We start from the raw sequence: 26,514 nt of genomic DNA, 5'->3' as shown, positions 1-26,514 counted from the left end.
GTGGAGCACAAGTCACTCCGAACGACCCACCCCCACGCCCGCTGGCGACCCTCGAGTTCAACAACGCAGCGGCCGCGGACACGACGCCCCCACCCGTCTCCGGGCGGCCGACAGAAACCGACTGATCCCCCGCGTGCGCCCGGAACTCTCGGCCGTCCAACGCAACATCGACATTCCCGACGATCCCGTGCACGGGGCCCGCAACAGTCAGGGCACACCAACACACGACGAACAACAAACAAGCACAAACACACCCGGAACACTGCACAGCGAGCAGCCCGCGTCGCCTGCACCGGCTGGTGGTATTTCGACCGGCGCGGAGCCCGCGAGAGCCGATGCGCCCGTGGTCGGTGAGCAAGCGAACCCCCAAGGCGCGCGGCCGAATCCACAACCGGATGGCGCGCGACCAGTTCCCGGCGGCACCGAGCCCGCAAATCCCGCGCCCGAAAGCCCCGCGCCGGAAGGCTCCGTGCCCGATGCGCGGACATCGCCCCGTACCGCGGTCATCGAATACCGCGCAGGCGACAATCCAGATGAGACGCAGCGGCAATTGGCGGAGCTGGTCGACCAGCTGACCTCGGGCCAATCGGCCCAGGCGGTCGAGGTGGGGCGGATGCTGGCCGAGCGGATGGTGAATATCATCTTCGCGGACGGTGCGGTCGACAGTGCCCGGCTCTCGGCGTGGCTCGTCGATCAGCCGGGCGTCCCGGAACTCGCGGTCGCCATGGCGGACAACCACGGTCGGCAAGTGGTGGGCCATGTGGCGCTGCGCCAGGACCCGATACTCTCGGATATCTGGGTGGAACGCAGCCTGGATGTGGTGCGCGACGACGGCGAGCTGCCGATGCGGGTCGACTCCATCCTGTCGTACTGGCGCGACCCTGATCAGTCCGCGATGGTCTGGGGGGTACTCGACCAGCTGACCCTGAACGCGGGCGCAGATAATTGGTGCGTCGTTCAGATGGCGCGCAAAGACGACGGTCCCGAGACCTTGTCGGTCGCGCAGGGACAGCAGAGCGATCGCCGGGAGACCGGGATGGCGTTGGCCGCCGATCGCCCGGCAGATGCGACCGGCCGGGTGGTGCGGGTCGTTATGGCGATCGATCCGGAGCAAACGGTGGACGCGGATGTCGCCAGGGCTCAGGCGGCGGTCCGTCACTTGACGACCGGCTGGCAGCCCGACCAGAGCGCGTTGGCGGCGGATACAGCCGAACAGATGCTCCGGAACGCCCGCCCGGACGACAACCCGAACCTGACGGGTTGGTTCCAGATCGAGATCTCCGGCGAACCGGGCGATCGGCTCATGGAATTCCGCGTGCTCGACGGGGGGACATCGACGCCGACGGCGCGGACCGAGATACGCGAGGAAACGCGATCGGCCGCCGCCCAGTCGGTCGAAACAGTCAGCTACTCGGTCGGAGATTTCGAGCTCGGATCGCTGGTGATCAGGCCGCGTACGAACGAAGCAGACGCGGATCTGATACGGGCGGAGGCGTCGAGCGTGGTTCGCGGCGTGGTCGGGAGCAGAACGGAGCCGGAGCTGGCCAACTCGATCGTGCTGTTGGCCGACGAACTGGTGGGCGCCGTCCTGGATCATCCCGCAGCGGACGGCGTGTTGTTGGTGACCCGATTGGCAGCCGGAGCCAGCACGGTGTTCGGGCTCGAGATGCGGGTGCGTGGCGCCCATGCGGCATGGCCGAGCCTGCTCGCCGACTATGCCCAACACGGCGTCGAGTACCACCCGGATGGCTACACCGTGTGGGCGGTACTCGGCGACGGGACCGACCGGTCGCAGAGCATGGTTGCTGCCTTGGCCGATCGCGGTGGCGGGGCGTCCGCACCGCATGAGCAGCTGGTCACCGATCCGATCCCCGACGAACTCGATGACGACCTGCACTCGGCGGCGCGGCGCGGTGCGGACCGACTTGCGGCCGTCACCCGCGACTTGACCGGCGGCGACCTGGTCCTGACGGTGCACGAGGCCGGGGCCGGTCACATCCAGTGGCATGCCATCGGGATCGAGGCTATGCCCGAAGAAACCGACGACCTGGATCTCGGCGAGCAAATTCTCGCCGGGCCGCCGAACCCGGCCACGCAGACGACCCTGATGCTGCCCGCAGGAGATCCCGACGCGGCCGCCCGGACAAGCGCCGCGATCGACGAGATGGTGGCGCCCATCTGGCCGGATACGGCGCGAACCGCCGCGGCCGACACAGTCGGCGTGGTACTCGCCGATGCACTCGCCCGCTCCACGCGGCCTGAGGCCGAAGTGCATGTCGAGCAGCGGCAAGGAGGTCTGCGGGTCACCGTCACCCACCGCGGCGATCCCGAATTGCCGCTGGAACTGGTGCGGAACCTGGAACTCGGCGCCACGGCGTGGCAAGCCGTCCTGTGGCCCGAACGCCGACGCGTCGTACTCGACTTCCAGCGGATCGATGACAGCGTGAGCGTGCCCGCTCGCGCTGGATCACCCGTCGACGAGGACCTGAATTCCGAAGTCTTCGAAATCAGTTCCAATCGAGAATCCGTCATGCAGGCCCGTCGGATTGTCGGCGATCTGGTCCGCAACTCCGACCACGCCGGAGGGCGTGACGTTGCGGAAGCCATGAACCTGGTGGAGAAGCTGGCGCGCGGGCTTTCCAACCACGGCGCGGTGTTCGCGGCGCGACTGTCACATTCCGGATTGCTGACGCTGGATCTCGTCGAGGAAGCCACTGGGCGCCGGTGGGGAGCGGCCCTTCGGCCATTGGGCCCAATCGAAACCGACTTCGCCGTTACCCGCGCCGATGACGCGGACACCGTCGTTGCCAATGCCTGGCAAATAGCCGATCGCGAGATGCTGCGCCATGGCTGGACCGATGCAGAGCAACGCGCTGCCGCCGAGGTGGTGGTGTCGCAGCGGGTATCGGCGTATATGAGCGAGGTCGATGATCGGCTGTGGCACCTGGACGTGGAGGTGTCCGGCACACCCGGGAGCAAGGTCCTGAGCGTCCGGGTGAGAGGCCACCGAGACCGTCATTCCTTCCCGTTGGTCGAGCTGTTCCAGCGCACCGCGACAGAGCCGAATTCCACGGCAGCCGCGCGTTTCTACGGCAATCCGTGGTTGGCCGACCTGCACTGGTCAGCCGGGGACGGGCCGGGTGTGCACGACCCGTTGTTCGGCGGAACCGACACGTACTCGCGAGCGCAATACTTGTTCGCCGCTGGTGTCGATGCGGTGGAGGCGCTCGGGCAGGCCGCCCAGTTGGTCCGGGGCGTATTCGAAGAGGTCCCGGACGAGTCCGTCGCACCCGAAACTCGCCAGGAGGCGATGGCGCAGGCCATCGAACTGGTGAACAACCTGGTGCTGGGTGCGGGCGGTGCCACCTTGCTGACCGGTGCCATCGTCATGACACCGCAAGGCTTGGAATTCCGTGTCGCAGTGGCGGATCGGGGTCGGGCGAACACTGCGGACGAATCAGACGGATGGCAAGTGCAGAACCTCGTCGGTCCGGGACGCGCGAGCCGAGCGGGGACCGTACCGCTGGGGCAGTTCACAATCACCTGGGCCGCTATGGCGTTGGCTGCCGACGGGGGCGGCACTGGTGGAGGCAATGGGGGCGGATCCGGCTCGAGGGGGACCGGAACTGGTACGGCTGGGCCGATCGACATGGTCGACACGATCTCCGAGGTCCTCGGCGAGGCTCGCGCGTCCGAAGTAGTCGGGGACGAGCCGACCCCGACACCACCGCGTCGCGATGCCGCGGCCGTCATCGACGACGCAAACGCTCTGCTGAGCGAGTACCCGAACGCTGACCCCGGATCAACGCACACCGCAACGGACTCTGGATATACCACTGTAGTTTCCGACCAGCCCGCAGCACCTGCTGAAAACAGCCAGGTCTACCACCTGCTGATGGCCCAAGTCGGCAACCCACTCATAGCGAGAGACCTCGCCGCCAGAGTTCACGCACGCGCCGCCCAAGAACAACCCCAAACCGACGCCGCCGCACAACGACTGTTCGAGATAACAGAAAACGTCCTGGCCGAACATCGAGCTGCCATGGCGCAACTCGACGTGGCTCTGGACAACAAACCCATCCCCGGAAAAGAACCTCGCCTCACCCCCTTCCAACACGGCGGCCTCTTCTTCCACAACCTCCCCGGCGATCAACCACCCACTCCCGAGGATCCCGACGGAACGTCGACACCCGGCACCCAGCACGACCCCACACCTGCGGACAACAGCGAAACGGTCACGGGCACAAGCAGTTCCCACCGTGCCTCCGCCGAAAGCCAGCCCTCCGCGCAACACCACAAGCCGGTCGCGCCGACCCCACGTAGCAGTCGCAAGACGCCATGGTCCGGTAGGGGCGAGCCCACATCGACTCCGGATCGGACGGGTGTGGAGGCAGACCCGGCCCGGCAACTTCGTCAACTGATCGACGAGCAGCTCGCGCAGGGCAATCAGGAGCAGGCAGTCGATCTGCTCCGGGACACCTTCCGGAACAACATATTCCGCTGGGTACAGGCGAATATGCATGACCCCCGAGTAACTCAGGAGGTCTTCGACCAGGCATGTACGGGTGCGATCACGCATCTCGGTCAGATCGAGAACAGGAGCCTCGAGCAATGGGTCGTCGTCAACGCCAAGAACCTCATGGCCCAGCACCGTGAAATCGCCGAAATGTGGTATAAAGTCCGCGATTTCGTGATCCGCGGGGCCGGTCTCGCACCGTCTGATCCGCTACTCGCGGCGTTGGCCCAGACGAACACATCGCAGGTCCGAGAACACCTGCGCGCACTCACCTCCTACCGCCGACAACAGCTCAGCCGGTTCGCCCCGAGACGCACCGGCGCACCGTCGGCTCCTCGGGATCCCGCGGCCGAACCGCGCGCCCTGTGGAATGCGGCGCGCGAATTGGTCCTCGCGGTTGCCGCTGAACATGACGTGATCGCGCGGATCCCAGTCGAGCCGATACCTGACCGCGCGCCCTCCCGGCCGGCATCCGGCACGCCCCGCCCAACGATGACTTCGGGCCGCGCTGCCAGCGGGACACCCCGCCGAGCCCGCGGCCAGTCACCCAGCATCCGGACGGAGGAACCGACGGCCGCGCAGGACAGGGCCGATACCTCACCCCCTGCCACAGGCGGACAAGCCGAACCAAAAGCCACGGCACCATCGGATCCGACACCCTCCGGTCCGGGAACCGAGCCGGTCGAACGAGGCGGACTGTCCGGTCGCGAGACCGAGACACTCGAGCTGGTCTTGGCCGGACTGACAGTCCAGCAAATCGCATCGCGGTACCAGGTGACCGCGCACACGGTGGAGAAATATCTGGCGAGTGCCGCCGGCAAGCTCGGCACGCATGGCCAGATCGCGACGGTGATGGCGGCAGCGCATCGCAGAATTATCGATCTCGATACCGCCCGGTTCGCGCACCGGTGGAGTAGCAAGATCTCGTTGTCCCCGCAAGAGATCGAGATGCTCGAGCTCATAGCGGATGGGCTGTCCAATGGCGCGATCGCGAGTCGGCAGCATATCCCGGAGGGCACCGTCCGGGAACGCTTGGCTCAAACTGCTCGTAAGTTCGGGACCAGCGGCCGTGTGCTGTTGGTGATGGCTGCCTTGCGCCGGGGGATCATCGCCCCTCGCGACCCCGCGGCGACCGCGATCGAGGTCGCAGTTGAGATGTCGGCCGAATCGGTGACGGCACCGGAGCTCGAAGCGATCACCGACGAAAACAGTTCGAACACCAACGTTGCCTCCGAAAGCGCCGCCACCCGCCCGGCCCCGGAACCGACGGATAGCCGCCTCAGCGCGGTGGAGAATACGGCTGTGCGGCGGGCGCGGCTGGTCCGGCAGCGCGAACAGGCGCGCGAGATACGCGATGCCGGAGCCGAGATGCGCGACGATGTCGATCCCGCCGCGTTGGAAGTGGACCCGGCACGGCCCGAGCAGGGTGCACCACTACTGGAGCAGCTGCGGCACGAGCGCGACGGGGTGCTCGACAGGTTGGTCCAGCGTGGGGAACGAGTGGAGGATCTCGACGCGGACCGATTGGGCGTCCTATCGATGGGGTCGGATCCCGAAGTGGCGGACCTCGCCGGGGATTTGTTGGAGCTCAGCACCCTGGTGGACAACGCCGACGAGGTCAACCGGCTGGACGCCGAGATCCGCGGGCTCGACGCGCAGACCCCGATCCTGCATGGCAGGATTGTGACCGACGAGGACGCCACCGCGACGACCGCGCAGCCCGTGGGCGACAGCCAGCCATTCATATATCGGCCATTGGTGTCCGACGGCGAATTCAACGCAATGCCGGTGGAACGCCAACACGAAGTGGCCCTCGCGGAATTGTCCACAACGGCATTGGTATTCCAGACCCGCGAGGAGGCTACCGCCTACGCACGGCAGTACTGGAACGAGAATTTATCGGAGCTGGAACGCGAATCGCTCGCCTGGATCAAGGGCTCGGTATCGGAAAGTCCACTGGGGTATGTGGCGGCCAATGCCTACCTGACCACTCCCGAGGAGCAGCGTTCCGCGAACGACGATGCGGCGCGACATGTTCGTTGTGTCGATGAAACGATGCACCGCCGCCGCTCCGATCGCGACCTGTTCGTGACGATCCCGCTGGTATCGGACGGGACCACCGGGGTTTCCTGGAATCCTGGCTACAGCACCGCCGAAATAGGCCACCTTCCATCGAACCGATTCGATTTCCTGGACCCAGGAATCACCCTGGCGCCCAAGGGCACGCGGTTATTGTGGGTCGAATCGGTTACCGGAATACCCGAAGCCGCCCTCGGACGCGGATTCACCCGCGTGGTTACCCGCACCGTCACCGACGGGGACCAGACCTTCGAGTACGGCTATCTATTGCCGCAGACCGGCGAGGCAGCTGGGCCGAGCAAGCTGACCGGCGGACCGGCTGCCCCGAACCACCCGGTCGCCACGGAACGCGAAGACGCCCGCCGAGCGCTACCGTCGGCACAACCACGTACGCCGCAGTCCGATGCTCCGGTAGCCCAAAGGGGCGGTCCGGCCGCGCGCCCCAGGCCGCAAGGGTCGATACCGGACACCCCTGACCCCGGCATGGCCTTCCACCACCCCGGCCACAACCCCTTCGCCCCCGAACGCCACCGCGCCGCCGGCCCGACTCCGGCGAGAGACCTGCCGAACCAGCACCTGGCTCACATCGACAATGACGAGGTCCCAGGCGACCGCGTGCCATGGGACAATCCGAAACAGTTGCACCGCGCACCGACGCCATCCACCTCCGAACCTGCGCCCGAGGCAGAACCCGCCGATGGTGACGAGAGCGACTCGACCACAACGGTAACCGATGAGGCGCGCACGCGGCTGGCGGCGGCGCAGGCCGAACTGGCCGACCTACTCGGGGTAGCCACGGATCTGGTGGAGCCGGGACGGGTGCGGCAAGAAAACCCAGACGAACCACCGGACCACCAGCAGCCGCAGGTATCGGCGAAGCCGGACGACGGCCGGGCGTGGTACAAGCCACGGTGGCTGAAGAAGCAGTCGGCGTCCGACGGATCTGACCACGACGCCGTTGTTTCGGAGCAGATCCGGTCGCACTACGAGGTGCTGGTCGCCGAGCAGGAGGCGGCGGGAAGGGCGCTGACCGAGCAGTTCGACCTGCTCTGGGTGCCGGAAGAATTGTGGCCTGCGTTGCGGTCTCCGGACCAGTACCAGGTCGGGCTGGAGCGTTACGTCGAATCCTGGCGCGACACTCCCGTCTCTCGAGACGTCACCGCTGAGCGGACCATGGTGTTGCAGGACGCGGTGCTGCGCTATCACGAGGCGGGTCGCGCGGTGGCGGCGGCAACACAGCTGCTCGACGCACCGCCCGCATCGGAGTGGGCCGAGCCGCACACGCTGCTGATGCATCTGGTCGAGGCAGCGACGAACCGGGTGGCGGCCGCGTCGAATTTGCGCACGGTCGTGGAGCAGGTGGAGTCGGCACGGAACTCGGAGGGCCGACAAACGCTGGTCGGTGCCGCGAATGTTTCTGCGCCCGACCAGCGGGTGGAGACATCGCCGTATTCGAAAGCTCTGGCAGCACTGCGTTCTGCTGATTACGAAGACAGCATGAAGCGTTATGAGCCAAGCATTCCTTCTGATCCGAAGACCGTGAAACGGCACGATCGGCAGTATCAGGCGGTGCAGGCGGCGGTGTTGCGCTATCAGGAAGCGAATAATGCGTTCCACGAAAAGGATTCGCAGAGCAATGCGTTCGTGCAACTCAACGTAGACGGCGGTGGTGAGGACCGCGGAGACGAACAACAGCGCGAACCCGGGGACCCACAGGATTCGGGCACCGCGCCCGGTGAGCTGCCGCCAGCCAAGGATGTGGCCGAAAGTAAGCAGGTGGCGGTTGCCGCGAGACCGACGGACAGCAAGGCATCGAGTGAGATATCTATCGCGCGCGAGGAGTGGGAACTAGGCCAGCTGGACATCAGAAGTCTGCTCCCAGGGCATTGGCCGAATGCGCCCCGCACGCCTCTCGCCGTCCGGTTGATCTCCGAGTTGTTGGACGATGCGTTTCGTCACAGCCGTACTGCGCGAGTAACGATGGCGGTGAAATCCGCCTCGTTGCACTGCATCGTCACCGCCGAGGGCCGTGCGTTGCCGACGCCGGATCTGCCGGGGCCGCAGGATTCCTGGGTCCCGGAGTTGGGTCGGTCGGCCGCGTCATGGGGCTTCGCATTGCGCCGGACACCGCCGGGTAGGGAAGTCAGCTTCGTCCTCTGGCAGGACGATCACGTGTTCAGGTCTACGCCGTGGGTTGTCCCCCCCACCGACACCTCCGGTGCGGACGTGCCGCTGGATCTGGCGACCGGCGTGCGGATCAACCGGGATCAGCGCGAATTGGTCACCGAAGTCCGCCATGCCATTGTCCAGCTCACCGGCGCAGGGCGAAGTCAGACCTTATTCCCGGAGTTGGCGTTCTCGGCATTGGTCGACAACGTGTTCCGGCACACCGATTCGGATGCGTGGGTGACCGCGACAATGTCCGATCGAGGCGTCGTGCGGGTCGAGGTCACCGACAGCAGCAATCGTCTGCCGGTGCTCGACCCGGCGCGGATTCCGAGCCGGGGCATCGTCACGGTGGACGACACCGCCGATGAATGGGGTGTCGATCTGCGGCGACGTGGCGAATGGGGTGTCGATCGGCATCGACGGGGCAAGACGGTGTGGTTCGAATACAACATCAACAAGGCTGCGGCGGATCCTGAATCCGACCGTCGGGCCGACGCCGTGGCAGTCGCGCTGGACGATTCCCGTGACTGGCTGGACGAGGATGTGTTGCGCAGCGGTACGGCCAGTACGGCTCTCGAAGTCGCCGAGTGGTCGCGGCGGACGTGGCAGGTGGAGCTGGTCGGCTTCAACGACCCTGAAGCGTCCCGGAGTGTGGCTCGCGGGGTGAACCACATGCTCACCAGGCATCGACAGTTCGTCGTGCGGAATGGAGCCGTCATCACGGTCGGCAAAGTCGCTGGCGATAAAGGTATCGACATCGCGGCGGATCGCGACCACCATGGCCGCGTTTTCCTCGAGTCGATAACGATCGACCCTCGGCTGCTCGGCGCACCGTCCGAGCCCACCAGCCAACAACTCTATGCGTCAGTTGTAGGCGCGATCGGTGGCGTTCTCGTCGACGCTGGTGTCGCCGTGGTGCCGACGCGTGGTGGATTCCGTCACGTCACTGGTGTCGCCGTGGTGCGGGAGCGTGGATTCCAGTACCTCTTCGACCACTACGTCAGGTCTCGGCCCGAGCGGGGAGTCGACGACGAGGCCGGGTTCGAGCAGTGGGTGCGCGCCCAGCTCGGCGAGTCCGTCATCAAGTCCCGAAATCTGATTCGCGTGGGACGACGTGCTCTGTCCAAACGTTTCGATGTGCACCGGGCCGCTCGTGCGGCGGTAGCCGACGTGGAGGTCAACGGATGGGAAAACGCCTCGGACGCGGCACGGACCTTGTACCGCCTGCTGTTCGCGCAGCTGCGTAGCGATCCGGAGTCGCTGGATCTCCTCGATGCTGCCATGCCGGAAATCGACCGACATGCATGGCGCCGGTGGGGTCGCGAATATGGCAATGTGCCGGATCTCGCAGCGGCGTTTTCGGCTGAGCTCGGCATTCCGGTGGTAGGGGCCGATCTCCCGGGTACCGACGTGGTCAAGGTTCGGAACTTCTTCACGGGGATCCGCGCCATGCGTGGCATTTTCCCCGACGTCGAAATCCACGCGGCGGGTATTCGAAAGATGAAACTTTCGATGATGGCTACGCCGGATGAGAACGCCATGGACGGCATGAACGAGATATTCATCAACCAAGAGTATCTTCATGACGAGTATCCGACAGATTATGTCAATGGATTCAGATATGGTGTTCATAAACTATTCGACGAGGCCGGGTACCGCTTCGCATTGGTCATGGTAGCCGAGGCCGGTAGCGCGGTTCTTGATGATGTGTTTCCCGCGTTGCTCACCCAATGGCACCATGGCCGAGCCAGCGGGCTCGATGGTTATGCGGAGCATTTCGAGGCTTGGCTGCGGCGGCAGTTCAGCAATTCCAGCCGCCATGCTGCATACCGTAACGATAATTCGTCGCCCCATCGAGACCTACACTTGGACGAGAAAGCAGCTCTCGCGGAGTCGGTCGGCGCGGTCGTACTCAAATCGGGAAAGTCGATCGATGGCCGGGCACCGAAGCCCACCGATGGGCAACGAGTGCTCTTCGCCCTGCTGATGAAGCATTTGACCCACAAATGGAGCCGAGCGCACGCTATTACCCGCTCGGACTCAACTGTGCACGAACTCGGTCAGCCGACGACAGCGACGCGAGACTTGCCGGTTCCGGACGCCGCCGAAGTACGGTCGGCCACCACCGCCGAGAACACCGCGACACCAGGGCAACAGGACGAAAACGACTCGGCGACAGCAACCTCCGCCGAATCCACACCTCCCCGCCCGACCGGCGGAACCGCAGCCGAAGGCCAAACCCCCGGCGCCGAAGCCTTCCACCACCCCGGACACAACCCGCTCGCACCCGATCGCCACCGTCTCATCGGCGGCAACAGGCCACAGCACTTGGCAAACCAGTTCCTGGCCTTCCACCACAATGATGAGCACGAACACGACCCGGTGAACTGGGACCAGCCACGACCCCGCACAGCACCAGTCCGCAAACCCGGCCCGGAAGCAGCCGAGGAACCACAATCAGCCGAAGCCGGCCAGGCTGTGCCCACGACTGCGGGCGCCGTTGGCGTTCCGGACGGCACGCAGGACAGCAGCGGGGCGCATGGTTCCGGTCGCGGCAACGGTGCCGACGGCGGCGAACGCGGCGGCGGTCGAGCCGAACCGCCGCGGGATCTGAGCGCGCTGTCCAAGGAAGCACACGCGGCACTCGACAGAGCGGGCGCCGAGTTGCGCGACCTCGGTTCGGCCGACCAGATCGCCGAGCAGCTGACGCGGGACGGACTGCCCGGACAGACCGCGGTGGTACTGGAGCGCATCGATGGTGTGGACCGCGCCAGAACGCTCGTCTACGACGGCCGCAGAGTCGTCGAAGTGCGCGATCCGAATACCGACGACGGCATGATTCACAAATTCGTACCAGGGTCGGGTGCTAGGGAGCAGACGCGTGCACTGGTGTATTCGCCGGTGGAGGCGGCGGATCGGGTCGAGGCGGAACAGGCTTTGGGCAGACTGCTCGGCCGACACGACTCCGACAGGTTCCCCGAGAACTTTCCCGACGGCATTCCCGACCGGCCGACCCGCGCGGCAACGGCACTGGACTTCGATCGGCCCCGCACCATCGACGGACCGTTGCAGGAAAACGAATGGTCGACCCTGGCGAAGCTGTATCCCAGCGAGGTGTCGGGCTCGCGGGGAGCGCCGCAATGGGCCCGCGCCGAAGCACGTGAGGTGTGGAGCGACCGTTACTTCCCCCGGGAACCCGTTCCCGCGTCCGAAACACCCGCCGAATATTTGGCTCGCCACGCTGATGTGGCAATCGCCACCTACTCGAACACTTACCGCGCCGGCGAGAACGACGGCATCCACGGATGGGTGGATCAGGAGGGTGTCCTCCTATTCCAGATCGGCGCGGCAGAGGGCACGCCCTCGGGCCAACAGATGTTCCGAGACTTGATGGCCGACATCGGATCCCACGTGCGTGCGATCCGCGATCCATGGTCGGTGGGTGACGGTTTCACCGACAATATCGACACCTTCAACGCGTACAGACAGGATCTGGGGCTTTCCCCCGAGGATGCGGCACGCCGGACGTTCACCGGCAAGATGGCCGGTGGCATGGGATTCACCGAGGTGACCGTCAACCATTTGATCGGCCCCGTCGGGGAGCACCTCATCGTCGATGTGACGTTCTCCAAGCCCAACCACTCGCCCACGGCGGCAGGCCAGTCAGGTGGTGTGTCGCCGCAACAGCAGACCGATGCGACCTCGGAACCGGAGGCCGATAACACCACCGGTGCGAACAACACACCAGGCAATCCCGAGCCAACGCCCGACAACGCGCAGCGTCCAGCAGAAAGGGAAAGCTCCGGGGCGAGGGCCGAAGACGTCGAGACGGGCCCGGCGTTGCGGCGGACACAGCAGGGTGACGCGGCGGCGTTTCTGCGTGAGCAGCATTGGAGGGACACATTCCTGCTGGTGCTTCGCATGCTGCAGGTTCCGGCTTCGCCTGCCGGGCAGGCGGTCGAGCCGTTTGTGCAGTTGGCGCAGGAGATCGTCAGCGAGGTTTTCCGGAAGGTGGAAACCACCCAGAGGCCCGTTGCCGAGGGTGAGGATGTCGGCGAATGGGTGCGCGACATTGCGCGGGATACAGTCCGGAATGGTCTCGAGCAACTGAATTCCATCCAGCGCAAGCTGATGACCGAGGCAGTGAACGCAATGCAGCGTGGCGAAGACATCAGCCGATGGCAACGCGGCGTGCTCACCAGGTTGGCCCGGTTGGTGCACACGCCATCGCCTGACGACGGCGGCCCGGTCGAGCAGCCGACGACGTCCAGCGAATCGCACCCGCGCGATCCCGAGTTGGAACCGCCGAGTCATGGCGTGCTGACCAATCGAGAGTTCACGGTGCTGGAGCTGATAGCTGCGGAAAAGTCGAGCAAGGAAATCGCGGAAGACCTCGGCCTGTCCGAATATGCCGTGCGCAACCTTCGGACCGACATGCACCAGAAGCTCAACGTCCGTAACGGGGAGGAGATGGTGGCGGTCGCTCTGCGCACAGGCATCCTGCCCCTCGCCGATCCCGCCGCCACAGACCAAGCCCCCGGCACGGGCCATCCCGAGCTGACCGAAGACGAAATCGACATACTCGCTCGGGTCGCAAACGGAGATACCAGCGAGGAAATCGCGGAAGCCCGCTTCGTGTCCAAACGCACCGTGGACGATGCAGTGGCCCGAATCCGCCACAAACTCAACGCCCGTAACCGGATAGGTACGGTGGTCATTGCCCTGCGCACAGGCATACTCCCCCTTGCCGATCCCGCCGCCACAGACCAAGCTCCCGGCACGGACCGACACGAGCTGACCGAAGACGAAATCGACTTACTCGCTCGGGTCGCAAACGGCAACACGAGCAATGAAATCGCACAACACCGCCACACGTCCGCGAAAGCTGTGGACAACGACCTCACACAGATCGGCTATAAGCTCGGCGCCCGTAACCGGGCAGCAATGGTGGCGGTCGCCCTGCGCACGGGCATACTCCCCCTCGCCGATCCCGCCGCCACAGACCAAGCTCCCGGCACGGGCCAACCCGAGCTGACCGAAGACGAAACCGACATACTCGCTCGGGTCGCAAACGGCGACACCGACAAGGAAATCGCAGAAGCTCGCCACGCGTCCAAACGCGCCGTGGAAGATGCACTTGCTCGAATCCGCCGCAAACTCAGCGCCCGTAATCGGCCGCACATGGTAGCCGTCGCCCTGCGCACGGGCGCCCTCGCTGGCATCGACCGTGTTGCCACAGACGAGGCGCCCGGCACCGGCCATCCCGAGCCAGCCTCATCGCAGCCGAGTGGGACGGCCGGGCAACAGGACCCCGTCGTAACCGAGATCAAAGAGGAATCGGCATCTCCGGCGCCGACCACACCGGAGGCCAAAGGCCACGATGCACCGGACGAGGATCTGCCCGGTGACGACACCGCGGTAGACGGCGCGGCGGAAGTTGCGGCTGACCAAACCGACCAGCACAGGCTGACCGAGCGTGAGATCGCGGTGCTCCGGCTGCTCGACGAAGGCCGGTCACACAACGAGATCGCGGCGACGCTGAGACTGCGTCCAGGGACTGTACGGAACGATCAGACCAGTGCGTCCGTGAAACTCGGTACTACCGGCCGAATTGAGACCCTTGCGGCAGCCAGGCGCCAAGGGCTGCTCGATCGCGCTGAGTCGCCACTGTCTACGTTCGTCCAGCAGTCAGCTCCGGGCCATGTTGACAGTCTCAACACGGCGGAGTCGCCGCGAGAAAACGCTCATCCCGATGTCGGGACGGGGGAATTCGAAAGCGCGACCACCCCTGAAGCAGCGGGTCGATCATTGATCCGCCAGGTACTACCCAGTGACGTGCACACCGCGGAAATCGTCGGCGATGGCCACAGTGCCGCAATGAGCGTTCGCCTGTGTGTCGAACAGGCGCTACAAGGTCTCGGTCTGGAGAAGGAGCCGATCCAGATAGGGCGCGACGGCGAACCCCTGTTTCGCGGAAGCTTGGTTGGCGCCACCGTCCAGATGGATAGATACTCGGCGGCGGCGGTCGCCCACGCACCGACAGTAGCCATCGGCCTCGACGCCAAGAATCACGTGGCGGTTGCGCCCGATGCGATGCTCGACATCACGAGCTTCGAGGAGCGCCGCCATCTGCAGAACCTCACCTCGGCACATCCCGGGATCCATTGGGATCAAGTCACGGTCTCCGCCAAGGACAATGTCCTAGACCTACATCGTCGAATGAGCGGGCACCAGTCGAGTAGTAACCGGGTGGAGGTGACGCTCCGTCCGCATAGCGGCGAACCGACCGCGGGCACGTTCGAGGCGAAACTTCTGGAGCCGACGGAATCCGATCACTCGACATCGACTGTTACAGGCGCGTTCTGCGTCCGTGGAGACATTGTCCTCACGGGCATCACGCTGCGGGAATCCGGGATCGAACCGGAGCCTCCGACGAGCTTGTCCCCGACCGGTGACGGCGATCCGTCAGTCATACGGCCGACTGACCATAGCGACGCGCCAGGACCGAAACAGCTTTCGACGACGCCGGATCCGTCCTCGACCACACCGCGGTCGGATCATGAGCACACGACCGAACATCTCACCCCGACACCGTCCGCACAGACCCAGCGATACCCAAGGGCAACGCCCGCCGAACTCGGGCTCCCCGTCGGGGACCCTGTGACGGCCGAGCCGACACGTCCGGAACCTGCTGCACCCCAGTCCGGTACAGGCCTGCTCCGGAGCGTGCTGCCGACCGAGGTGCACACAGTGGAACTTCGCGGTGGCGAGCGCAGCACGACAATGGCTGTGCTGCACTGCGCCGAGCAGGCACTGCATGACCTCGGTCTGCCGAATGCGCCGATCTCGCGTGGCCCCGACGGCGAACCGCAATGGCCCGGGAACCTTATCGGTGCCACGGCCCGAACCGACAAGTTCGCTGGTGTAGCGCTCACGGGCGACCCGGCCTTCCGGATCATCGGTCTCGATGCCAAGAACCATGTCGCTGCGGCGCCCAACCTGATGGTGAATGCGACCCAGCGGCAGGAACGCTCCCGCATGCGGGACCTCGCATGGGAACACGCCGACGTGCACTGGGATCAGGTACTGATCTCTGCCAAAGGCAACGCCATCGATGTACACCGCCGCTTGACCAGCCTGCAACTCCACCATAGTCGGGTGGATGTAGTGCTCCACCCCGACACCGCCGACCCGCGGTCCGGTTCCTTCGAGGCACATCTGCCGACCGACGATGCGACTGTCCCCGACTCGTCGCCAGCAGTGTTCTCGGGACGGTTCCACGCCGACGCCGATACTGTGGTCACCGCGATCGCCCTGCGCCACTCGGACACACAGACCGCAGTACCGCCGGACAGTGGTGAGCACCCTCGACTTCCGGACGACTCCGGAATCACTGATTCTTCCGCGCCGACAACCTCGGAAACGAAAGCGGCGCCGACGCCACAGAGCAATCAACAGCACACCGCTCAGCGGACCGAGTCGACATCACCAAGGCAGCCGGAGAACCTCGGGCCGGGGCCGCAGCAAGCAGCGAGTGCCCGTGGTCTGGATGGGCTCGGTTTCGGTCCGCCACCGGCAGTGGCGGATCCCTTCGGCGGCGTGCCGCGCGGCGTGCCCCACGGTGTGATAGCGCATGCTGCCGACCCGAACCGCCCAGAGGACGGCGCCTTCGCGGAAACCGACCACACCCCGGCGCCGGCGCCCGAATCACAGGACAGGGACCGCAATACCGAGACGCCTGCTGTCGGCACGAACCGTGATGCTGCTGACGACGAAGCCGGCTCGGCCGAGATCAACGACACGCCTTACGACGACACGGATGCCGGGCCTGACAACGCGACGATCAGGCAACCGCTCCGAGATCCGGCCAATCCGTTCTTCTCCGCGGATTCCAATCCCTATGGAATACCGGACTTCGAACGACTCGATTACGAGCACTACGTTCCCGCGCTCGAAGCCGGGATCGCCGATCGGCAACGAGAGATCGCGGCGATTATCGGCAATCCGGAGCCGCCGACCGTCGAGAACACACTGATTGCCTTCTCCGTGACCGGGAAGCTCTTCGGCCTCGTGAGCAACACCAGTTCCACCATGGCCTCGGTCGATCAGAGCGATGCGATGAACGAAGTGCGCGGCCGAATTCTCGAACTGGAGACAGCGCACCGCGGTGAAGTGATGACGAATCCCGCACTGTTCGCCCGGATCGCGGCGCTGTACGAACAGCGGGCGGAGCTGGATCTCGACGAGGAAACCGACTGGTACCTGCGCCGACTGCACCTGGACTTCCAGCGCAACGGGATGGCGCTGTCCGACCCCGATCGGGCGCGGCTGGGCGAAATCGAGCAGGAACTCGCCTCGCTGCAGTCCAGATATCAGAACAACCAGGCCAACGACACGGTCGCGCGGGCCCTGGTGGTGACCGATGTCGGCAAATTGCGAGGTATGTCCGGCGATGCCACAGCCGCGGCCGCCGCCGCGGCGGCGGAGCGCGGCCATCCCCCGGGCAGCTATCTACTGGTCGATACCGGTATCAGCGGGGCCCAGCACCCCTTGCTTGCGGTACTCGACGACCGCGAGACGCGGCGGCAGCTGTACGAGGCGACGGTGGCCTTGTGCGGTACAGGAGAGTTCGACAACACACACATAGCGCTACGGCTGTGCGCACTCCGAAACGAGCGCGCACAATTGCTCGGATACGACAACCACGCCGCCTACCAGGCCGACGTCGAACCCGTCGGCCTGGCATTGGCGGATGAGGTCATAACGGGCCTGGCTCCGTTCGCGGTGGACAAGGCCACCGCCGAGATGACCCTGCTCGCGGAGGCGATCGGTGTCGAGCGTCTGGAACCCTGGGATTTCCAGTACGCCCGCAATGTGCTGCACGAGCGGACGTTCGGATTCGGCGACAACGATGTGCGCCGGCACCTGAATATGGAAACTGTGCTGCGCGGAGCATTCCAGCTGGCAGAGAGACTTTTCGGGATCAGCGTCGAAGAACGGACCGGCAGCATACCCGTATATCACGAAGACGTCCGGGTGTTCGAAGCCTTCGCCGAGCCGGAGGCGCCCGGTGCACCGAGCAAGCCGATCGGCGTGTTCTTCTTCGACCCCTACCGCCGGACTTTGCGGGGCGGAGGCGGCTGGACCGACCATCTCATCGGCAAACTCGGCTGGGCGAATCAGCTCCCGGTACGCATGATTCATACCAATATCGCAAAACCAGCGGACGGGGAAGCGACTCGGCTGACCTGGCAGGAAACCGTGGATCTGGTGCACGAGTTCACTCATGCGCTGCATTCACTGGTCGGCACCGGCATGCACGAGCAGTCCATGCGCAGAGTGCCGCGCAACTACGTGGAGTTCCCGGCACTGTTGCTGCCGATGCTCCTCACCGAACCGGCTGTGCTCCGCGAGATCGCCCCATCGATGCCGGAGGATATGGCTCGGCAATTGGTGCCGTGGTCACAGTTCATGATGGGCATTCCGACGGTCGATCGGCTCACCGCGGCGTGGATCGATCTGCAGTGGCACCGGATTCCGGACGACGAATTGCCCTCCGGGGACGATCCGCACCCAGCGGTAGCGGAGATCGAGAACCGGTTCCTGGCGGACGGAGGGTTGGAGCTTCCCGGCGTCACGAGCATGTACCGCCTCCAGTACTTCGGACACAGTTTCGGGTATCCGGGCACACTCTACGGCGGCCTGTACTACGCCTATGTCATCGCCGAGCTGCTCGCCCACACCACGGCCGTCCGCGTGCTGGAACAGATTCGACTGGCGGGAGGTGAGGTCGACCGGGAGACCGGGCGGGTGCTGGAGCCGGCTTTCCGCCACGAAGAAGCCGACCTGGACGTGATTGTGCGCACGGTGCTCGGCGATGGTGACCATATCGGAGCCATGATCGCCGCGCGGGGGCTTCTCGAATTGACGGATCCGTTGTGCGGGGTTGCCGAGCTGGAGTTCGTCCGGGCTCGGTACCAGGGACGGAGTCCGGTCGAGGTACCCGACGACGACACGGTCTCGGTCCTGACCCTGGGCGCCTTCCACGCACGTGAGCTGGCTCAGTACGCCCACGGCCGATGGAGCACAGCCACGGTCGACGGATTCAGGTCCCGCATCGAGGAGGTCGGCGATCCCGCCGATCTGGCGCTGCTCACCGTCGAATATCCGCAAGCGCGAATCGATGGCATCGACGGCCACGTCCTCACCGTCACCACCACCGAAAAGAACGGCACAGTAGTGCTGCACGTGCACGAAGCGGTTCGCGCGCAGGACGGAGCACTCCAACACCGCAACCTCTACGGCGAGCCGGCCCGCCAGCGGTTGGCGCGACTACAGGCACTCGAGGAACGCGGAGCGAAATACTCCGCGATCATCTACCACGGTGACGAAACCCCGGAACTACCGATCGACACCGACGATGTCATCGATTGGGACACCGAACACCTACCACAGACGCGAATCGGCCGGAACCGCACCGACCCCACACCGGCAGAGCCCGCCACGCCCCCGGCCGGCGCTCCCAAGGCACGCGCCTCGGCTCGGCCAGCGACGGCGCATGCGCGGCTCCCGATTTCGCCGCGGTCGGATACTGCCGTCGCCAACAACGCTCCATCGTCGAGGCCGACAGATGGTGAAGTCGGGCCAGTGCCGGAGAACTTGGCAGGTGCACCCCTGCCGGTACGAGGGAGCTTCGTGAGCAGTGGCCCGCTCCCGGTCAGCGGGCCAACGGCGCACTACGCGGCACCTGGCGAGATTCGGCCGGAACTCGTTCCACCAGAGGCGCTGCTGAAGGAGACCTTCCGCGAGCATCCCGAGAGTGTCGTCGTGCTTGCGCCTAGTACCGAGATTCGGACCGAATCGTCGCCGACGCATACGAACGCCGATCCCAGCCGTGAATCCGGTCCGCAGCCAACCGCCGCAACCGGCGGCGAAACTGATTCGGCCGCAAGCAGTCCCAGGAGCGCACAGCCTGCGACCGACGCCAGCGCGAAAGCAACGGCCGCCCCCGGTGGCGCGCTGGGCCTCGAGGGGACTTCACCGGATCCGACTCCCCTCGACCAGCCTGCACGACAACAACACCGGGCCCGGTTCGCGGGCAAATCCGGATACGCCGGACTCGGTGAAGCAGTCTTCTTCCACCACCCCGAAGACCCCCCCCGAGACGAAGGCCCAGCCGTACCATTCCCCAAACAAGCAGACCAGCAGTCAGACCCAACCGAGGACACAACAACACGACCGAGCAACCCCGACAACACCCGAGCGCAGGACACGCAGCCCTCGGGCAACCCGGACGACCGGAACGGCACGGGCGGGGCGGCCCGCGGGTACGGCATATCGGAGCTCGTCCGCGAGGCCGCGGCTGTCGTAGGTGACCCGGCGGTGGCGGTCCGCATCGCGGAGGCCGCGATCGAACGGGCCGGCGGCGAATCCGGGGGTGCCGTCGCTGAGACCGTCCGGGAACTCGCGATCGAGCACGGGCGGTTCGCCCGTTTCCGGCAGGCGCTCATGGTGCAGATGGAGAGTTTGAGGATATCCTCGCCGCTGCTCGACCATGCCGCTCGAAGCGAGTGGATCGAGGCGCTGGCAGCCCTCTCCCAGCGGCAGCGCGACTTCCTCACCGCGCGGTACCGGGAAGGAATGAGCGAATTCGAGGCCGCGCGGCGGTTCGGGTTCGGCAACGCGGATCTCCCGCACATCCTTGCCGGGCTCCAGCAGGCGCTGATCACCGCGGTGGGTTCGCGTGCCGAACCGGCTACCGCGCAGGCGGCCGAACCCACCGCTGTCCAGGTGTCGATCCCGGGCCTCGGCCCGGAGGCGGAGTACTCGCCGCTGGGCGTGGAGTCCGGCGAACGGATGCCCGACGAGGTGGCCCGGCAGCTGGCCGCCGTCACGCTGGCGGACACCTCGGCCGTGGAGCTGGCGGGAAAGAACAACTTCCTGCGCGTCGCCCGTGATCAGACCGGCCGGCTCTGGGTGGTCCGCGCCCGCCGACCCGCAACGGACACGCTCGACCTGAAACCCATGCCCGAGGTCGAGGTACTCGAACTGCTGACCCAGCTGGGCATCGACAGCCCCCGCGTCTACGCCGAGATCGACGATTTCGTACTGCCCGACGGCACACTCGGCACCGTGCAGATCCACAGCTTCGTGGTCGGCGGCAAGCACGTCACCGATATCCCGGAGGACATGCGGGAGACCGTGCGCGCGGCGGTCGACGATCTGCACCGCGCGCTGCGGCCCACCGCGATCGGTTTCCGGGACGCGGGCGAACTCCTGCGGGAACTGGTAGCCGAGAAGATGCGGGTGTTCACGGAGCTGCGCGCGCAATTCGCTCCGTACTTCGCGGCGATGGGAATCCCGGAGAACCCGTTCGAACCGGTGCTCGACCGGTCCTGGACGCTGGGCCCGATCCGGCCCCAGGTGATCCACGCCGATCTGCATTTCCACCAAGTGCTGATCGTCCTCGACGAGGGGCGGCCTGTGCGTGTGGTCGTCCTGGATTGGGAGATGGCCAGGCTGGGCGATCCACGGTACGACAAGACGCGGCTGGCATTTCTCGAAAACCTCGAGCCGGATCACGACTACGTCGAAGCATACGACCTGTTCCAGCACATACAGCGCATGATCGACGACACGGTACGGCTGGCCAGGGCCGCCGCGGCCGGACTGCTCACCACCGAACAGATTCGGTTCGCGAACTATCGGCTGCTGAGCGCATCGATGTCGGCACTCGTCGGCTGGCAGCGGGGACACGGACTCCGGCACGCACCAATCCTCGAACGTCTCGGCGTCTTCGATCCGCCGCCCGCCCGCTGGGACGGACCCGCCATCCCGCCCCTGCCGATGCCCCCGCGGAGCTCCGTGCCGGCGGCACCGCCGACCACGGCCGAGGTGTCCGGGGCGGGCGCCGACGTCGACGACCTGATCCCACGCGCCGCGCCGACCACGCCGCGGGAGGTCACGACATCGCCGTCGGCGGCCGATTTCCCCGCAGCCGACGGCCTCGACTTCGCCGAGCTCGCGCACTGGGCCGACGGTCTTTCCGACCAGGCTCTCGATCAGGTGCTGACCAGCCTGCACGCCTCGGTACTCGATATACTCGGCCGCTTGCACGCCGGGGAGCCGATCGCGGCCGGTGCGCTCTTCTCGACCGCACGCGCGCTCGGTATCGCCGTGGTCGAGCGGAGGTACCGCCTCGGCGACGACTTCCCCGATATCAGGAACGCCGACGACACCCGACTGGCCGCCATGCGCCGGTACCTCACCGAGACAGCACCTGTGGCGCATGAGCTCTACCGTGCGGCGGCCACGGTCGTCCAGGTCGCAGCGACCGCGGCAGGCGCCGATATCGGCCGCGCCCAGAAATTCGCCGGTCTGTTGGCGAACACTGCCTATCTCGTCGGCTATGCCGCACGCCATCTGTCCCACTACGAGCGGGAACGGCAGTCGACGGGGACGGCGCCGGAACGTCCGGAACTCGGCCCCGTGCACGCTGCCGAGGGGTCGCTCATCAGCGAATCCGTCGCGTACAGCATCGACTCGGATGCCGCGGAGATCGATGACCTGCTGCGGACCGGCCTCGACGAAGGTATCGACCCGGCGCTCCTAGCAGCCACCCACGCACTACCCGGGCAACAGGCCGCGTACCGGAGCCGGAACCCGGCATCGGATACCGAATTCGCCGGGACCGCCGCCGACCTGCTGGAAACCCTGCACACCCTCACCGGGCACCATCTCCGCGCGGGCGATATCCGCCGCGGCCTCGACCATCTCGAAGAGCTCGAGCAGGTACTGTCCGAGGTGGGGACGCGCTTCTCCGCGGATGCCGGCCTGCGCGCCGCCGCGACAACCGTCGCCGAGACCCGGACCCGCCTCGTCGATCTCGCCGAGTTCGGTCCGCCCCTCACGCTCGTCCGGCGCATGGCGACCGAGACAGCGCGGTCGCTCACGGCCGACGGTCCCGCCGCACGGGCGATCACCACAGCCGTACATGTCCTGCGCGACCCGTCCGCGCTGCTCGCGCGGGGAAGGACTGGCAGTGGAATTGCCGCGGAACTTGGAGTTGGGGTCGAGAACCGGAGCGGACCACCGGCGTGGCTCCAGCACCTGGACGAGGCGACCACCGGCATGCCGGCGACAACCCAGTCGGACAGGCATGATGACGAAGAAGGCTCTATGCGAGCGGGCGGTGACACCACCTCGAGCGCTCCGAAGGCCGCAGGCGACGCCGACAACAGTCCGATCGATCCTGACAGGCCCGAAGTAGCCGAATCGAGGGATGACGCAAGGCCTGCACCCGCGGCGGGTGCGCGTCGCCGGCCACGACGATGGGTGCCAGACCAGCCCGCCGGGTTCGGACTGGACATCCCTGAACGAAAAGCACGGGACATCGGTGCGATGCCGCCGCCACGCGGGCAGAGGTTCGATCCGGGACTGGTCCACGCGATCGGCCCGAATCCAGAAGGATGGGCGGTCGGTGGACTGCCCAACCGGAAACCCGACAATCCGGCCGATGACGCGGATGCGCAGCCCGCACCCGACGGTCGAGCACAGGACGATGCCGCGCCCGTCCCAGCGCTCAGCGGGCAGACGGTATCCGGCACCATGGTGGTCGAGACCGTCGAACTGCTCAACGGCACCGCCCCGTACACGACGGGTGGAGTCGTGACTGGCGCCGACCCGGACGGAGCGGACTCCCTGGTGCTGCGCGCAGTCGAAGCCCGAGCAGCGGCACACGACGACTCGCGGGAACAGTGCGAAATCCCCTGGGTGGTCGATATCGAGACCGGCGGTCTCGCGGTGCGATGCGATATCAGGTACCGGGATATCGACGGCGGACCGGTCCGCGTGTTCATCAGTCACGAGCAACCGCAGCTCGAACACCCCCAATTCGGCAAATTCCAGAGAATGGTCTATTCCGCCTTCCTGGGACGGTTCGAGGGCAGGGTGATCGAACTGCATGAGAACTTCGAAGGCCGCGCACCCGACGTGACAAAGAACCTCGAGCCGAACGACGTTCTCGCTCCGCCGAACAAGCACAGCGACCAGCAGCAACCGCCCACAGCGGCGCCCGCGCCGCCCGGTGGCGGTGACGAAACCGACTCGGCACCGAGGGAACCGGACAGCCGCCACGCCGCGCCGGACGACCGTGTTCAGGGGCCGCATGACGATCGAGAACCGCGCCAGGCCCCGGAGCCGCAGGAGGCACACCCGGCCCGCACTTCATCCGAGGACGGGCAGGTGTCCTTCCGCCCCGAGTCTTCTGCGAAAGCGGGCGGTGACACCACTTCGAGCGCTCCAGAGCCAGCAGGCGATGCCGACAACAGTCCGACCGATCCTGACCGGCCCGAAGTAGCCCAATCGAGGGATGACGCAGGGCCTGCACCCGCGACAGTTGCGCCTCGGCGGCCAGGAGGATCGGTGCCGGACCAACCCTCGCACCGGACTTCATCGAAGCCGCCGATCGGCGAAGTCGGCCCGGTGCGGACACAGGCGTTCCGCCCGGGCGCCAGACCACCAGTGGGGTTTGATCCAGCTGTGGTGCTGGATCTTCCGCCGCACCGTGCCCGTGGTCTGGATGGGCTGGGTTTCGGTCCGCCATCGGCAGTGGCGGATCCATTCAGCGTAGTGCCGCGCGGTGTGCCCCACGGTGTGGTGGCGCATGCGGCCGACCCGAACCGCCCAGAGGACGGCGCCTTCGCGGAAACCGACCACACCCCGGCACCAGCGGTCGCAGCGCAGTCCGGGGATCAGGTGGTTCCTCTCGAAGACACGAATCCCGCGCGACCGGCAGCAGGCTCGGAATACTGGGCCGAAGTAGACGCCGCCATCGAGCAAGTGGTGGCAATCAGCCCCGCGTTCGAGTACCTCCGTAAGATGCCGAGGCCCGCCGAGGGGGCGCCGTTCGGGGCGGAGTGGGTCAGCAATCGCCGAGAATGGTTCCACGCATTGTTCCACGAAGACATCGAGACGCTGCGGAACATAGAACTCACCGAGAAGGATCTACTGGAGCTGGCGCGGCTGATCAAGCGTGCGCCGCTCTACATGACGCTCATGTTGATCAATGTGACCGGATCATCGGTCGATCGGCTGGTCCATGAGCACAAGATCGATTGGCGCACACTTTTCTTCACGCAGGAGAAGATCACCCGCAACGGCGAGACCATCCCCGTGTGGAAGTTCCGGACCCTCCAGGTGGGTACGCCTGAGAAATCCAGCGACCGGAACGTCATCAACGAAATCACCCCGTGGAAAAGGCTCCAGCGCACCACCTCGATGGACGAGTTACCGCAGCTGCTGTTGATCGCCGCCGGCGTCATGCAGTACTTCTCTGGCAGGCCGATGCTGAACCCCGACATCGAGTTGATGGACGACGCCCGCAGGCGCGGGGTGATCACCGACGAAGAGTACGCGTTCTGGATCCGGTATCTGAAGGACGATCTGTGGTCGGCCGTATTCTTCCCGGGGTGCCGGTGGCTCGAGGCCCAGGGAGACGACTACCTGAAAGCTCGGGTCCTGTGCGCCTTCATCTGGTCGAGGATGGGCTCACGCGCGGCCGAGGAATACCTGATGGAGGTCGTCGACAAATACCTGTTCAGCACGGTCCTGCGGGAAGGCGTGGAGTTTGGACTGGGCACGGCGACGGAGATCGTGGAGAGCATCGCCGGTCTGCTCCCTGGACAAGCCGGGCAGAAGCTCCTGGAGACCGGACAGCACGTCTTCGGCGGCGTCACCGGCAAGATCGGAAACGCGATCCGCGGCGTGGCCGGTCGGGCCGCGGACCTCGTGTACCCGGCACCCGAGGACCGCACTGGTGTCCCCGACACCGACAACCCTGCACCCGAATCACAAGACAGGGATCGCAATACCGAGGCAAAAACACCCGCTATCGGCACCAACCGCGATGCGGCTGACGACGACACCGACCTCGACGAGCCGCTCGATGTCGGCGCACATTCCGAAGACCCAGCGCCGGCCAGTGGCGTGGACATGCTCGTCGACGGTCTCGGTTTGCCCGCCGGGGTGATGGCGGCGGAGATCGTCGGCGAGGATTCGATGGCGGTGCTGATGCCGGAAGAGCAGAAGGTGTTGCTGACGGGAGGCGAGACCGGCAAGCGGCTGAGAGAACTCGCCTGTGGGCGAACCTGTGCGAGGCGGGCAATGCACAAGTTGGGGTTGCCGGACACTCCCATCCTGTGGGATCCGACGGCCGCGACTCGCCAGCTGCGGAAGATGCCGCGCTGGCCGAATGGCGTAGTCGGCGGCATCACTCATACCCACGGCTATGCGATGGCGGTGGCGGCCTCGGCCGAGCGGTTCCGGTCGGTCGGGGTGGATGCCGAGAACAATGTGGCGCTGGACGGTGTGGAATCCCACTTTCACGACGAGGAACAGGCGTGGCTCGCCGAGATGGGCACCCGGGACGGGATCCATTGGCTCCGATTGTTGGCTTCGGCCAAGGAAAGCATCTTCAAGGCCTGGTTCCCGCTGACCGAACAGGACAAATTGCGAATCAAGGACACGCTTGTCACCGTCGATCCCGAGACTCGCACTTTCACCGCGGAGCTGTTGGTGGACGACCGCAGCACTGTCGACGGCGGCCCGCCCGTGCCACGGACACTGCACGGCCGGTTCCTCGTCCGGGACGGCATCGTGTTGACCGCGGTCGTGATCTGACCCGTACATTGTGGCCCCGCTTGGGAACTGCGGCGCAAGCTTCCACAGGCAGGCGGTTCCGCAGTGAGATT

1 protein-coding gene is annotated in these 26,514 nt (G+C 65.9%); it reads left to right on the top strand.

The genetic code is table 11. The features are described 5' to 3' along the window. The first annotated feature begins 469 nt into the window (after positions 1 to 469). A complete protein-coding gene (locus ACWPXK_RS02730) occupies positions 470 to 26,443 on the top strand; it encodes a LuxR C-terminal-related transcriptional regulator (protein ID WP_454194410.1) in 25,974 nt (8,657 codons plus the stop codon). Positions 26,444 to 26,514: the final 71 nt, after the last annotated feature.

It is taken from the genome of Nocardia sp. Marseille-Q1738 (genome assembly GCF_965283145.1).
The sequence above is the reverse complement of the archived record's forward strand: the minus strand, read 5'-3'. Positions and strand labels throughout refer to the sequence as shown.